This window comes from Caballeronia sp. EK (genome assembly GCF_014384845.1).
In the GTDB taxonomy this organism is placed as follows: Bacteria; Pseudomonadota; Gammaproteobacteria; order Burkholderiales; family Burkholderiaceae; genus Caballeronia; species Caballeronia jiangsuensis.
In genome coordinates this window covers 417059-430397 of record NZ_JACSUE010000003.1, presented here as the reverse complement: position 1 = coordinate 430397, position 13339 = coordinate 417059, and the positions used below count along the sequence as shown (strand labels likewise).

12 protein-coding genes are annotated in these 13339 nt (G+C 63.2%); 3 read left to right on the top strand and 9 right to left on the bottom strand.

Annotated elements, in window-relative coordinates; translation table 11 throughout:
* Positions 1 to 138: 138 nt before the first annotated feature.
* The 9 genes from IAG25_RS10630 to IAG25_RS10590 all read right to left on the bottom strand — a co-directional run bounded on the left by IAG25_RS10630 (position 139) and on the right by IAG25_RS10590 (position 8719).
* Positions 139 to 600 carry a peroxiredoxin gene (locus tag IAG25_RS10630; protein ID WP_187604819.1) on the bottom strand — a complete coding sequence of 154 codons (462 nt, stop codon included), beginning with the start codon at positions 598 to 600 and terminating at the stop codon, positions 139 to 141.
* Positions 601 to 684: 84 nt separating this feature from the next.
* Positions 685 to 1581: a polysaccharide deacetylase family protein gene (locus IAG25_RS10625; protein ID WP_187604818.1), complete on the bottom strand. Its 897-nt coding sequence runs from the start codon at positions 1579 to 1581 to the stop codon at positions 685 to 687.
* A 15-nt stretch (positions 1582 to 1596) separates the two neighbouring features.
* Entirely contained in the window at positions 1597 to 2643 is a 1047-nt protein-coding gene (locus IAG25_RS10620; protein ID WP_187604817.1) for a bifunctional UDP-4-keto-pentose/UDP-xylose synthase, read from the bottom strand.
* On the bottom strand, positions 2640 to 3626 hold the full coding sequence (locus IAG25_RS10615; RefSeq protein WP_187604816.1) for a formyltransferase: 987 nt from the start codon (positions 3624 to 3626) through the stop codon (positions 2640 to 2642). The genes IAG25_RS10620 and IAG25_RS10615 overlap by 4 nt, the downstream gene beginning before the upstream one ends.
* Positions 3623 to 4660, bottom strand: a complete 1038-nt coding sequence (locus IAG25_RS10610) for a glycosyltransferase (protein ID WP_035498746.1) — start codon at positions 4658 to 4660, stop codon at positions 3623 to 3625. The genes IAG25_RS10615 and IAG25_RS10610 overlap by 4 nt, the downstream gene beginning before the upstream one ends.
* Before the next feature lie 23 nt (positions 4661 to 4683).
* On the bottom strand, positions 4684 to 5841 hold the full coding sequence (locus IAG25_RS10605; protein ID WP_187604815.1) for a DegT/DnrJ/EryC1/StrS family aminotransferase: 1158 nt from the start codon (positions 5839 to 5841) through the stop codon (positions 4684 to 4686).
* A gap of 51 nt (positions 5842 to 5892) precedes the next feature.
* Positions 5893 to 6264, bottom strand: a complete 372-nt coding sequence (locus tag IAG25_RS10600; RefSeq protein WP_187604814.1) for an SMR family transporter — start codon at positions 6262 to 6264, stop codon at positions 5893 to 5895.
* 97 nt (positions 6265 to 6361) lie between these two features.
* Complete coding sequence (locus tag IAG25_RS10595) at positions 6362 to 8035, bottom strand: glycosyltransferase family 39 protein (RefSeq protein ID WP_187604813.1); 1674 nt, start codon at positions 8033 to 8035, stop codon at positions 6362 to 6364.
* A gap of 309 nt (positions 8036 to 8344) precedes the next feature.
* A complete protein-coding gene (locus IAG25_RS10590; RefSeq protein WP_187604812.1) occupies positions 8345 to 8719 on the bottom strand; it encodes an Mth938-like domain-containing protein in 375 nt (124 codons plus the stop codon).
* Between the two features lie 423 nt (positions 8720 to 9142).
* Here IAG25_RS10590 and IAG25_RS10585 point away from each other — a divergent pair, with 423 nt between their 5' ends.
* The 3 genes from IAG25_RS10585 to thrC are packed head-to-tail and all read left to right on the top strand — an operon-like array spanning position 9143 to position 13186.
* A complete protein-coding gene (locus IAG25_RS10585; protein WP_187604811.1) occupies positions 9143 to 10381 on the top strand; it encodes a pyridoxal phosphate-dependent aminotransferase in 1239 nt (412 codons plus the stop codon).
* Between the two features lie 25 nt (positions 10382 to 10406).
* Positions 10407 to 11729: a homoserine dehydrogenase gene (locus IAG25_RS10580; protein ID WP_187604810.1), complete on the top strand. Its 1323-nt coding sequence runs from the start codon at positions 10407 to 10409 to the stop codon at positions 11727 to 11729.
* Between the two features lie 11 nt (positions 11730 to 11740).
* Positions 11741 to 13186, top strand: coding sequence for a threonine synthase (thrC, locus tag IAG25_RS10575; protein ID WP_187604809.1), 1446 nt, complete (start codon positions 11741 to 11743; stop codon positions 13184 to 13186).
* Positions 13187 to 13339 lie beyond the last annotated feature (153 nt).

The following is a 13339-nucleotide window of genomic DNA, read 5'->3' as shown; positions in this document are numbered from 1 at the left end:
TGTTTCAGAGCGCCTTTCCCTTGCCGGCTCCACGTAGCCCGGGTCCATGCCGACCGTACCGACAGGCACACGGCGGCTCGCGCTAAGACAAAGGGAATGGGGAGGACAGGCGCTCATTGCGAACCAATATATCGTGCCTCAAATCGCTTGTACAGCCTCGACAATAGCCTCTACGTGGCCTGGCACCTTGACGCCGCGGAACTCGCGGCGAAGCACGCCTTTCGCGTCGATAAGGAAGGTCGAACGCTCGACGCCGCGCACTTCCTTGCCATACATTTTCTTCATTTTGATGACATCGAAGGCCGAACAGATGGCCTCGTCGCCGTCCGACACCAGCGTGTAGGGCAGTTCCAGCTTGGCCTTGAAATTGTCGTGCGATTTCACGCTGTCACGCGAGATGCCGATCACTTCCGCGCCCGCCGCCTTGAACTGGTCGTAGTGGTCGCGAAACTGCAGGCTTTCGGTCGTGCAGCCCGGCGTGTTGTCCTTCGGATAAAAGAAGAGCACGACCTTTTTGCCGCGCAGGGAGGACAGGGTGAACTCGCCACCCGTCGCGGGCGCGGTGAAGTCGGGAACGGGCTGGTCGACTGCGACTGACACGTAGGTTTCTCCGGTTGTTCTGATTTGTAGGTGAGAAAGAAGACGAAACTCGCGGCGAGTCCCGAAAAGCGGCCACGCGCCGCTTCAGCCCGCCTGAACGATCAGCTCGCCCGCGCGGCCCGGAATCTCGCCCCACGTCACAGGGTACGTGGGCAGCGACGCGCGGTCCAGCGCCGCATGGTAATCGCCCATCGTGGCGAAGGTGTGTCCCTGCGCGCGCCAGCCGGCGAGCAGTTGCTCGAACACCGGCGCGAGCTTCTGGCCTTCGAGTTCGGCGTGCAGGGTGAACACCTGATCGTGCGGATTGTCGGCCGTATGGCGCAGCACATGGGCCGCGACGTTGCTTTCGTCGACGCCGTCGACACCCAGCACTTCGTCGAGCGTCGGGAGCGTCGTCGGCATCTGGATGTGGTTCAGCGTGCGGCCATCGAGAACGGGAATGTACGGCGTGTGGCCGCGCCCGTCGGACGCATAGCGCATGCCCCATGCATCGATCTGTTCGAAAGCGTAGCCGTTCATCTGCCAGCCGGCCGCGCCGTGCGTGACGGGCGGTCCGCCAAAGATCTCGATGAAACGCGCATGGCTCTGCTGCATCTGTGCGACGGTCCATTCGCGGTCGCGCCCACGCACGTTGTCCTGCCAGTAGACGTGGTCCCACGTATGGATGCCGCATTCGAAGCCGGCTTCGTGAATCGCGCGCATCTCCGACACGGCTTCGCGGCCGATGTCCGGCCCCGGCAAGAGTACGCCGTACATGAGCGTCTTCACGCCATAGTGCTCGACCACCGATGTGCGCGACACCTTCTTCAGGAAGCCGGGCCGGAAGACGCGCCGCAGCGCCCAGCCGGTGTGATCGGGGCCGAGGCTGAAGAGGAACGTCGCGCGGGCGCTGTACTTGTCGAGCAGACGCCCGAGGTTGGGCACGCCTTCGCGCGTGCCGCGCAACGTATCGACGTCGATCTTGAGAACGATGCGGGCCACGCGCGGTTCCCTCGCTTACGACTGTTCGACGAGCTTGCGGGCTTCGCCCACGTGGCCGCGATACGCTTCGAAGATCTTGCGCAGCGCGTCGTCCATGGACGCTTGCGGCGCCCAGCTGAGCTCCTGCATCGTGTTGTCGATCTTCGGCACGCGATTCTGCACGTCCTGGTAACCGTTGCCGTAGTACGCGCCCGACGAGGTCTCGACGAGCTGCACCTTCTTCGCGGTGTCCGTGTACTCGGGGAACTCGTTCGCGAGCGCGAGCATCTTGTTCGCCAGCTCGCGCACCGAGAAGTTGTTCGTCGGATTGCCGATGTTATAGATCTTGCCCGACGCCACGCCGTCCTTGTTCTCGATGATCTTCATCAGCGCGCCGATGCCGTCGTCGATGTCGGTGAACGCGCGCTTCTGCGCTCCGCCGTCCACGAGGCTGATGTTCTCGCCGCGCACGATATGGCCGAGGAACTGCGTCACGACGCGCGACGAACCTTCCTTCGGCGTATAGATCGAGTCGAGGCCCGGGCCGATCCAGTTGAACGGACGGAAGAGGGTGAAGTTCAGCCCTTCCATGCCGTAGCCCCAGATCACGCGGTCCATCAACTGCTTCGAGCACGCGTAGATCCAGCGCGGCTTGTTGATGGGACCGTAGGAGAGCATCGAGTTCTCCGGGTCGAACTGCTCGTCGGCGCACATGCCGTAGACCTCGGAGGTCGACGGAAACACGAGATGCTTGCCGTACTTCACGGCCGAACGCACGATCGGCAGGTTCGCTTCGAAGTCGAGTTCGAACACGCGCAGCGGCTGCTTCACGTAAGTCGCGGGCGTCGCGATGGCGACGAGCGGCAGGATCACGTCGCACTTCTTCACGTGATACTCGACCCACTCCTTGTTGATCGTGATGTCGCCTTCGAAGAAATGCATCCGCTCGTGATTCGCGAGGTCGCCCAGGCGATCGGTTTGCATGTCCATCCCGAAGACTTCCCAGTCGGTGTTTTCGAGGATGCGCTTGGACAGGTGATGGCCGATGAAGCCATTGACACCCAGGATCAGAACTTTTTTCATGAATGACGAGAGGATTGAATGATGCGGCCGAATTCGGCGGGATCGACGGGGCGCTCTTCGTCCACGGGTTGCGAATCGGCGTCGAGCGACCGATGGCGCAATTCGTGGATGGCGATGACGCGGCCATCGCCGCAGACGCCGAACAGCGCATTATCCGCCACGCTTAGGCCCGGGGGCAAACCCCGCAACTCACCGAGCCTTTCGGAGGACAGGCCGGGCGCGCCGGTTTCGGGCACGAGCCGCGCCCGCGCGACGATGAAACGGTCCGCGCCGATATCCGTGAACGCGCCCGGATAGGGCGGCGCGACCGCGCGGATCAGGTTATAGACGCGCTGCGCGGGCTGCGACCAGTCGATGCGGCCGTCTTCCGGCTTGCGCCCGCCGTAATAGCTGCCCGACGCGAGATCGTTCGGCAGATGCGGCGCTTCGCCCGCGAGCAGCGCGGGCAGCACGCGCCAGAGCGTCTGCTCGGCGGCGACCACGGTCTTGTCGAACACGAGCGCGGCGGTGTCGTCGGGGAGAATCGGCACCGGCGTCTGCGCGAGGATCGCGCCCGCATCCGGCTTCTCCGCCATTTCGTGCAGCGTCGCGCCGGTCTCGGTCTCGCCGTTGATCACCGCCCAGTTCGTCGGCACGCGGCCGCGATACTTCGGCAGGAGCGAGCCGTGCATGTTGTACGCGCCGCGCCGCGCGAGCGAGAGCAACGAGACCGGCAGCATGTGGCGGTAGTAGAACGAGAAGATGAAATCCGGCGCGACCTTTTCCAGCGTGTCGTACAGTTCGGGCGATTTGGGATCGACGGGCGTGATCGTGTCGATGCCGTGCTCCGCCGCAACCTGCGCGACGCTGCCGAACCATATGTTCTCGCTCGCGCTGTCCTCGTGCGTGACGACGAGCGCGACATCGACGCCGCGTGCGAGCAGCACCTGCAGACAGCGCACGCCGACGTTGTGATAGGCGAAGACGACTGCGCGCGGCTTCATCGGCCGTCTTCCTCGCGCGTGACGACGGCCACGTGCTGCACGGATTCCTGCAGCGGCTTGATCGCGGTGGGCAGGCCGTCGCGCTGTTCGAGGATCGTCTGCACGAGATAGCGGGGCCGCGCGCGCACCTGCTGATAGATGCGCCCGATGTATTCCCCGAGCAGCCCGAGCGCGAAGATGATCACGCCGAGCATGAAGAACGTGATGGCGAAGAGGGTGAACACACCCTGAACTTCCGCGCCGAACATGAAGCGACGAATCAACAGCAGCAGGAAAAGACCCGCCGAGCCGACCGACAGGATCACGCCGATGAACGACAGCCATTGCAACGGCACCACCGAGAAACCGGTGACGAGATCGAAGTTCAGGCGAATGAGACTGTAGAGCGAATACTTCGACTCGCCCGCAAAGCGCTCCTCATGCGCGACATCGACTTCGATGGGGTTCTGCGCGAACGTGTACGCAAGCGCCGGAATGAACGTGTTGATCTCGCCGCAGCGGTTGATCGTATCGATGATATGGCGGCTGTACGCGCGCAGCATGCAGCCCTGGTCGGTCATGCGAATCTTCGTGATGCGTTCGCGCAGGCGGTTCATCGCGCGCGACGCTTTCTTGCGCCACAGGCTGTCCTGCCGCTGCTGACGAATGGTGCCGACGTAGTCGTAGCCTTCGCGCATTTTGTTGACGAGCTTGGCGATCTCCTCAGGCGGATTCTGCAGGTCGGCATCGAGCGTGACGACGATCTCGCCGCGCGACTGTTCGAAGCCCGCGAGAATCGCCATGTGCTGGCCGTAATTGCCGTTGAGCAGAATCACGCGCGTGGTGTCCGGCCGCACGTGAAACTGCTGTGCGAGCAGCGCGGCCGATTTGTCGCGGCTGCCGTCGTTGATGAAGATCACCTCGTACGACGTGCCGAGCGCGTCGAGCGCGGGATACAGGCGCTGGAAGAGGGCGGCGAGGCCGTCTTCCTCGTTGTACACCGGGATGATCACCGAAAGCTCGGGAGACGTCGCCGGAAAATCCAAATGACTCATATTGGGCTGAGTGTCCTTGCTGGTTACCCGTTGTGCGCGAACTGTTCGCAGATTTCGTCGACTGATTTCACGACGTGTTCGACATCGTCCGTGCTCATCAGCGTGAAGAGCGGCAACGTGACCGTCGATGCGCCGTAGCGCTCCGCATGCGGAAACATGCCTTCTTTAAAGCCACGCGCGCGATACAGCGTGAAGAGATGCAGCGCCGGGTAGTGCAGACCCGTGCCGATGCCGCGTTCCTTCATCTCGGCCATGAACTCCGCGCGCGAGAGCCTGAGCTTTTCGAGCGGCAGCGCGATCTGAAACATGTGCCAGTTGCTGTCGGTGAAATTTTTCGTCGGCAGGCCGACGCCAAACTTGACCGCCGCGCCGCCTTCGAATGCTTCGAAGTACGCGCGCGCGAGTTCGCGGCGCTTTTCGGTGAAGCGCTCGATCTGCCGCAACTGGCCGAGCCCGACGCGCGCCGCCACATCCGTCAGGTTGTATTTGCCGCCGAGCACGTCGCAGTCCATGCCGTCGAAGCCCGTGCGCGTGATGCCTTGCAGGCGATACTTGCGCGCCAGTTCCGCTTCGTCCTCGTTGTTGAGCACGAGCGCGCCGCCTTCGATCGACGTCACGTTCTTGTTCGCGTGAAAGCTGAACGACACGATGTCGCCGATCGCGCCGATGCGCTTGCCCTTCCAGCTTGAACCGAACGCCTGCGCGGCGTCCTCGATGACGCGCAGCTTATGGGCGCGCGCGATCTCGTAGAGCCTGTCCATGTCGACGGGCAGGCCCGCCAGATAGACCGGCATGATCGCCTTCGTGCGCGGCGTGATCGCGCGCTCAAGCAGGTTCAGGTCGATGTTGCGCGTGAGCGGATCGATATCGACGAACACCGGCGTCGCGCCCACTTCGAGGATCACGTTCGCGGTCGACACCCAGGTCATCGGCGTGGTGATGACTTCGTCGCCCGGACCCACGCCGGCGATGCGCAAGCCAATTTCCATCGTGCACGTGCCCGAATTGAACGCCCGCACCGGACGGCCACCGACGTACGCCGACAGTTCGGCCTCGAACTGCTGGTTCTGCGGTCCGGTCGTGATCCAGCCCGAGCGCAGCACGTCGACCACGCCCTGAATGGTTTCCTCGTCGATCTCGGGCTTCACGAAAGGCAGAAACGGCCGCGTTGTTTGAGTCATTGGACTATGCGTTTAAAAATGAATTGATCTACGACGCTTCGATTCGACGAACTAGCCGCGCGCGAGCACCACCACGCCGATCAAGATGATGCCGATGCCGATGAGCCGCTGCATCGACAGCACTTCGCCGAACAGATACCACGCGGCGAACGCGTTGACGACGTAGCCGAGCGAGAGCATCGGATAGGCGATCGATACATCCACGCGCGACAGCCCCACGATCCACACGACGACGCTCAGCACATAACACGCGAGGCCGCCGATGATCGGCCACTGCGTCGCAATCTTTAAGCCGACGGGCAGAATGTTGGCGGGCGTGAAGTCGAAATGGCCCACCGCATTCACGCCGGCTTTGAGCAGCAGCTGGGCGCACGCGTTCAACGATACGCCGATGACGATGCAAATAAAGGAAATCGGGTTCATCGCGCGTTTTTCAAATGCGGAACAAGGATACTCGGTTCAGCGGCAAATGCCGAACGATCGTGCGGCGCAACATCGCCGCTGAAACGGATGACGAGGCTCACGGCTGCGGCTTTTCCACGATCACGCGGCGTTCGTCGCGCGCGATCAGTTGCATCGGCACGTGGCGCGCGCTCAGTTCGTCGTAACGGGACGGCGACATCAGCGCGAGCGCGTAGCGTTGCGAATCCCACAACTTGATCCACTCGTCGATGCTCGGCACCCATTTCTGCGGTTCCGTGCGCACGCCGAAGCCCAGTTCGTCGGCCTCAGCGACCATGATCATGGTGTGGCCGAGGTAGAAGGGCATCGTGTGATCGAGCTTCGCGACCCCATAGAACGGCGTGTCGGGCGGCAGCTTCGCCATCGCGGCTTTGACGGCGGGCACGAGCTTTACACCCGAGCTTTGCGTACCGAAGACTTCGTGGCCGGAGCCGGCGATCGTGCCGAGCAGCAGCCACGCCGCGCCCAGTCCCGCCGCGCCCGCGAGCACGCTGCGCCGGTTCAGCCAGATCGCGAACACCGTCACGACGAATGCAACGGCGAGGCCCGCGTACACCCAGATCTGGAACTCTCGATACAGCACGTTCGGCGTGTTGGCGCTGCCCGCGCGGCCGATGAAAATGGCGCCGAATGCCGCCGCGACGAGAAACACCGCGTAGCCGATCAGATGCATGCGGTAGCGCGCCTGCGTGAGCGATGGCAGATAGAGCCCGATCACGAGCGCGATGGCGGGCGCGACCGGCAGCACGTAGGAAACGAGCTTGGAGTGCGACGCGCTGAAGAACAGGAAGATGAACGCGGCCCAGACGAGCAGCAGTGTGACCGGCGCGAAGCCGTTCGGCTGGCGCGGCGTCTTCAGGCCGTGACGCACGCTCTGAAAGGTGATCGACAGCCACGGCAGAAAGCCGACGATCAGCACGGGCACGAAGTAGTAGAACGCGCCCGGACGATTCTGCTCGGGCGTCAGATAGCGCTTGAACTGCTGAACGATGAAAAAGAAGTCGAAGAACTCCGGGTTCTTCATCTGGACGAGCGCGAACCAGGGGCCGGTCACGATCAGGAACACGATCAAACCGCTACCGATATAGAGCCGTTTCCAGAGCGCCCAGTCACGCGACACGAGCGAGTACAGGACGAGAACCGCGCCCGGCAGGATCAGTCCGACCAGTCCCTTCGACAGCACGGCGGCGCCCATCGCGGCCCAGCAGAGCCACATCCACAGACGTACTTCACGCGTCGGCAGGCCGGGGCGCTGGGCGAGCAGCAGCGCGCAGAGCGTCAGCTGCATCCAGAACGACAGGCCCATGTCGAGCGTGTTGAAGTGGCCCATCAGGTTCCAGTACGGGCAGGTCGCGAGGATGACCGCGGCGGCGAAGCCCGTCATCGCGTTGAATACGCGCGTGCCGGTGTAGCCGACGAGCAGCACGCCCGCGAAGCCCGTGAGCGCCGTATAGAGCCGCGCCTGCCATTCGCCGATGCCGAACCACGCAAAGGAGAGCGCGTTCGCCCAGGTTTGCAGCGGCGGCTTTTCGAAATATTTGTAGCCGTTGTAGCGCGGCGTGATCCAGTCGCCGGTCACGAACATCTCGCGCGCCATTTCGGCGTAGCGGCCTTCGTCGCTCGGCACGAGATGACGATAGCCAAGCGGCGCGAACCAGATGATCGCGAGCGCGAGTACGAGAAGAATGAGCGAAAGACGCGTGAGCGGTAGCCGGGAAGGCGTATCGTTCATGAAGTCGACCTGTCCGATGCCGCGATGCGCGGCGCTAGTGAAACGAAATGGGCGATGATCGCGGGCCGCGTGAGACTACAGTACGCGCCTGCTCAGGCATGCATTTTCGCTGTGAGTTCGCGAGTTGCGGCGCGCCACTTCCGAAGCGACTCCGCCAAATGCCCGCCGAACACCCACGCCGGGCGGGAGTGTAGCGCACAGCCGGCCCGCATTCTTTAAATTCGATACGCGGCGGGCGCCGGCGCGCGCCGATGTCGGATGAGCGGCGGAAGTCTGCCACCGCTTCCTTAGCATTTCCTTAGGCTTTCCTCACGCTTCGATCAGGAGCGCGGCGGCCACGCGCCGGCCCTCGGACATCAGAATGTTGTAGGTGCGGCACGCCGCGCCGAAGTCCATCGTCTCGACGCCGATGCGTCGTTTCGCCAGTTGAGCCGTGAGCCGCGGATGCGGAAAGCGCAGCCGCGAGCCGCTGCCGAAGATGACGACTTCCGGCGCCGCCTGGACGAGCGCATCGAAATGTTCGGACGTGAGCGCCTCGAACGACGACACCGGCCACGCCACGACGGGCGCCTCGGGCATGACGATCACGCTGCCTTCGTGTCTTTCGAGATTGATCGCCACGAAACCGTCTCCGTAGCTCGTGATGGTATTGAGCGCCTTGTTGGATTCCTGGTGCAGTTTCAAAACGATGATCCGGCAAAAGAAAGGGTGACGGCCCAGGGTCTGCGGCAACAGCGAAGGACTGGTCAGACGCGTTCCTTTGGTGCATTGCGGAACTGGGCCATAATCAGTAAATTATAACTTTTCGGCCGCCGGGCTTGCTCGTGCGCCATTCCGTTGCGCTCGCGTGCCGCCACAAGCCGCCTCCGACACGCAATCCGGTCCGCATCGCCCATGCCCTACCTGGCGCGGCGTCTAAAATGCATCGTTCGGCGCTCGGGAACGCGCGAGTCGTCCGGGCGAGCCGCCTTCAGGCTTCAAGTCCGGTTTTCATCGCAACGCCCGTCCGCTGTCCGCGCGCGAGGCTGTCCGCCCGAATGCCGAGCAGCACCTGAGCGACATCAGAACAACCAGTCCGCATCAACACCCAGACCCAGAGCGCCAGCCGTGAAACCGATTCTCAAATCCAACAAGCTGCAAAACGTCTGCTACGACATTCGCGGGCCCGTGCTCGAACACGCGAAGCGCCTCGAAGAGGAAGGCCACCGCATCATCAAGCTGAACATCGGCAATCTGGCGCCTTTCGGTTTCGAGGCGCCGGACGAGATCATTCAGGACATGATCCGCAATTTGCCGGGATCGTCAGGCTATTCGGATTCGAAGGGTGTGTTCGCCGCGCGCAAGGCGATCATGCATTACACGCAGCAAAAGGGCGTGACGGGCGTCGAACTGGACGACATCTACATCGGCAACGGCGCGTCCGAGCTGATCGTGATGGCGATGCAGGCGCTCCTGAACGACGGCGACGAAGTGCTCCTGCCCGCGCCGGACTATCCGCTGTGGACGGCCGCCGTGAGTCTCTCGTCGGGCACGCCGCGCCACTATATGTGCGACGAGAGCAACGGCTGGATGCCCGATCTCGACGACATCCGCGCGAAAATCACGCCGAACACCAAGGCGCTCGTCGTCATCAACCCGAACAATCCGACGGGCGCGCTGTACTCGGACGAGTTGCTGCGCGAGCTGATCGGCATCGCGCGCGAGCACGGCCTGGTCATCTTCGCGGACGAGGTCTACGACAAGATCGTCTACGACGGCGAAACGCATACGTCGATGGCCGCGCTGTCCGAGGACGTGATCACGGTCACGTTCAACAGCCTGTCGAAGAGCTACCGTTCGTGCGGTTATCGCGCGGGCTGGATGGCGATTTCCGGGTTGATCGAAGAGAACCGCCGCCGCGCGAAGGATTATCTGGAAGGCCTGGGCATTCTCGCGTCGATGCGGCTGTGCCCGAACGTGCCCGGCCAGTACGCGATCCAGACCGCGCTCGGCGGCTATCAGAGCATCAACGACCTGATCGTGCCGGGCGGACGCCTCTACAAGCAGCGCGAGCTCGCCTACGACATGCTCACGGCCATTCCCGGCGTGACCTGCGTGAAGCCGCAGGCCGCGCTCTACATGTTCCCGAAGCTCGACCCGAAGATGTATCCGATCCAGGACGACCAGCAGTTCATCACGGACCTGCTGCTCGAGGAGCGTGTGCTGCTGGTGCAGGGCACGGGCTTCAACTGGCCGACACCGGATCACTTCCGCGTGGTCTTCCTGCCGAACGTCGACGATCTCGCGGATTCGATCAACCGCATCGCGCGCTTCCTCGACGGCTATCGCAAACGACATTCCGCTTAATCTCTCTTTTAAAGACTCGCCCTGCATGGAACCGATCAAAGTAGGACTCTTGGGCTTCGGCACGGTCGGCAGCGGCACCTTCACGGTGCTGCGCCGCAACCAGGAAGAAATCAAACGACGCGCCGGACGCGGCATCGAAATCGCGCGCGTCGCGGTGCGCACGCCGGCGAAGGCCGAGGCCGCGAAGCAGGCAGGCATCGCGGTGACGGACGACTTTGGCGCGGTCGTCGACGATCCTTCCATCGATATCGTGTGCGAAATGATCGGCGGCACGGGCTTCGCGCGCGAGCTGGTGCTGCGCGCGATCGCCAATGGCAAGCATGTCGTGACGGCCAACAAGGCGCTGCTCGCGGTCCACGGCACGGAGATTTTCGAAGCCGCGCGCGCGAAGGGCGTGATGGTCGCGTTCGAAGCGGCGGTGGCGGGCGGCATTCCGATCATCAAGGCGCTGCGCGAAGGGCTGACGGCGAATCGCATCGAGTACATCGCGGGCATCATCAACGGCACGACGAACTACATTCTCTCGGAGATGCGCGACCGCGGCCTCGACTTCGCGACCGCGCTGAAAGCCGCGCAGGAGCTCGGTTACGCCGAAGCCGATCCGACCTTCGATATCGAAGGCGTCGACGCCGCGCACAAGGTCACGATCATGAGCGCGATCGCGTTCGGCGTGCCGGTGCAGTTCGATCGCGCGTATGTGGAAGGCATCAGCAAGCTGGCGGCCATCGACATTCGCTACGCGGAGGATCTCGGCTATCGCATCAAGCTGCTCGGCATCGCGCGGCGTACGGAGAAGGGCATCGAATTGCGCACGCATCCGACGCTCATTCCCGCCAAGCGCCTGCTCGCGAATGTCGAAGGCGCGATGAACGCGGTCGTCGCGCATGGCGATGCGGTCGGCACCACGCTGTACTACGGCAAGGGCGCGGGCGCGGAGCCGACCGCTTCCGCCGTGGTCGCCGATCTCGTCGACGTGACGCGCCTGCACACGGCCGATCCGGAGCATCGCGTGCCGCATCTGGCGTTCCAGCCGGATAGCCTCTCGAACACGCCGATCCTGCCGATCGACGAAGTCACGAGCGGCTATTACCTGCGCCTGCGCGTCGCGGACGTGACGGGCGTGCTCGCGAACATCACGCGCATTCTCGCGGACAAGGCCATCTCCATCGACGCGTTGCTGCAGAAGGAATCGGAAGAAGTCGACGGCGCGAACAAGGGCGAAACCGACATCATCCTCATCACGCACGAAACGGTGGAGAAGAACGTGAACGCGGCGATCGCGGAGATCGAAGCGCTGTCCACGGTCGTTTCGAAGGTGACGAAGCTGCGCATGGAAGCGCTCAACTAAGGGCAAGCAAGATGAACTACATTTCGACGCGCGGCGCCGGCAGCAACGAGCGCCACACGTTCTCGGACATTCTTCTCGGCGGCCTGGCGAAAGATGGCGGGCTGTATCTGCCGGCGGAATATCCGCGCGTATCGGCCGATGAACTCGCGCGCTGGCGCACGCTGTCGTATGCGGATCTCGCATTCGAAGTGCTGTCGAAGTTCAGCGACGACATTCCCGCCGAAGACCTGCGCTCGCTCACGCGCAAGACCTACACCGCGCAGGTGTACAGCAACGTGCGCCACGAAGAGAGCGCCGTGCAGATCACGCCGCTCAAGACGCTCGGCGAGGAAAACGGCACGACCTTGTCGCTGCTGGAACTCTCGAATGGCCCGACGCTCGCCTTCAAGGACATGGCGATGCAACTGCTCGGCAATCTGTTCGAGTACGCGCTCGCGAAGCACGGCGAGACGCTGAACATCCTCGGCGCGACCTCGGGCGACACCGGCAGCGCCGCCGAATACGCGATGCGCGGCAAGAGCGGCGTGCGCGTCTTCATGCTCTCGCCGCACAGGAAGATGAGCGCGTTCCAGACCGCGCAGATGTTCTCGCTGCAGGACCCGAACATCTTCAATCTGGCTGTCGAGGGCAACTTCGATAACTGTCAGGACATCGTGAAGGCCGTATCGAACGATCACGCGTACAAGGCGAAGCACAAGATCGGCACGGTCAATTCGATCAACTGGGCGCGCGTCGTCGCGCAGGTCGTGTACTACTTCAAGGGCTACTTCGCCGCGACGGCGAGCAATGACGAGCGCGTGTCGTTCACGGTGCCGTCGGGCAACTTCGGCAATGTGTGCGCGGGACACATCGCGCGCATGATGGGCTTGCCGATCGATCAGCTCGTCGTCGCGACCAACGAGAACGACGTGCTCGACGAGTTCTTCAAGTCGGGCGTGTATCGCGTGCGCGGCGCGGCGGAGACGTATCACACGACGTCGCCGAGCATGGATATTTCGAAGGCGTCGAACTTCGAGCGCTTCGTGTACGACCTGCTCGGCCGCGATCCGGCGCGAGTGCTGCAACTGTTCCGCGATGTCGAGGAGAAGGGCGGCTTCGATCTCGCGGCGAGCGGCGATTTCGCGCGCGTGCGGGAATTCGGCTTCGTGTCGGGCAAGAGCGATCACGATGACCGCGTGAACACCATCCGCGACGTGTACGAGCGCTACCAGACGATGATCGACACCCACACCGCCGATGGCGTGAAGGTCGCGCGCGAGAACCTGAAGCCGGGCGTGCCGATGATCGTTCTGGAAACCGCCCAGCCGATCAAGTTCGGCGAGACGATCCGCGAGGCGCTCAATCGCGAGCCGGAGCGGCCGGCGGCGTTCGCGGGCCTTGAAAAACTGCCACAAAGGTTCGATATCGTTCCTGCGGATGCGGGCGTGGTGAAGGCTTTCATCGCCGAGCGCACCTGATCGGGGAGGCGCATCCGCCTCGTGCGGATTTATCGCGAAGACGCACGGGGCGCGGCCAGTCTGGACCGCGCCCTTTTTCATTCGATGCGCGGCGGAAGCGGGTTTCAAGCCTCGACCCGCGTTAAATCCCGCCAAAAGCTGCTAAAATCTTAG

Coding starts and splice junctions, on each gene's coding strand:
- IAG25_RS10620 (WP_187604817.1), bottom strand. CDS start 2,643: ATGAAAAAAGTTCTGATCCTGGGTGTCAATGGCTTCATCGGCCATCAC.
- IAG25_RS10615 (WP_187604816.1), bottom strand. CDS start 3,626: ATGAAGCCGCGCGCAGTCGTCTTCGCCTATCACAACGTCGGCGTGCGC.
- IAG25_RS10610 (WP_035498746.1), bottom strand. CDS start 4,660: ATGAGTCATTTGGATTTTCCGGCGACGTCTCCCGAGCTTTCGGTGATC.
- IAG25_RS10605 (WP_187604815.1), bottom strand. CDS start 5,841: ATGACTCAAACAACGCGGCCGTTTCTGCCTTTCGTGAAGCCCGAGATC.
- IAG25_RS10600 (WP_187604814.1), bottom strand. CDS start 6,264: ATGAACCCGATTTCCTTTATTTGCATCGTCATCGGCGTATCGTTGAAC.
- IAG25_RS10595 (WP_187604813.1), bottom strand. CDS start 8,035: ATGAACGATACGCCTTCCCGGCTACCGCTCACGCGTCTTTCGCTCATT.
- IAG25_RS10580 (WP_187604810.1), top strand. CDS start 10,407: ATGGAACCGATCAAAGTAGGACTCTTGGGCTTCGGCACGGTCGGCAGC.
- thrC (WP_187604809.1), top strand. CDS start 11,741: ATGAACTACATTTCGACGCGCGGCGCCGGCAGCAACGAGCGCCACACG.